Annotated in this window: 1 protein-coding gene; it reads right to left on the reverse strand. The window is 60.9% G+C overall.

What is annotated here, in order from left to right; genetic code table 11:
* The coding region (locus tag CVH10_RS23035; RefSeq protein WP_369335994.1) for a glycoside hydrolase family 3 N-terminal domain-containing protein at positions 1–248 on the reverse strand (248 nt) is incomplete at both ends.

Genomic DNA, 248 nt, shown 5'->3' on the forward strand with positions numbered 1-248 from the left:
AGCCTGCCCGTCGCCTCTGCGACTTCCTGCATTTCCGACAGGAAGCCGTTGCAGTGCAGAACGACGTCACAACCAGCAATCAATGATTGATTCGCCCGTTCGCCCAGGGATCCCTTCAGCGCCTGCATCGACAGATCGTCGGTCAGGATCAGCCCGCCGAAACCCAGATGCTCGCGCATCAGACGCACCGCCTTTTTTGACTGGGTGGCGGGGCGTTTGCGGTCGATGGCGGTGAAGACGATGTGCGC

The sequence above is a fragment of the Halomonas sp. ND22Bw genome (genome assembly GCF_003011945.1).
Taxonomy (GTDB): Bacteria; Pseudomonadota; Gammaproteobacteria; order Pseudomonadales; family Halomonadaceae; genus Halomonas; species Halomonas halophila.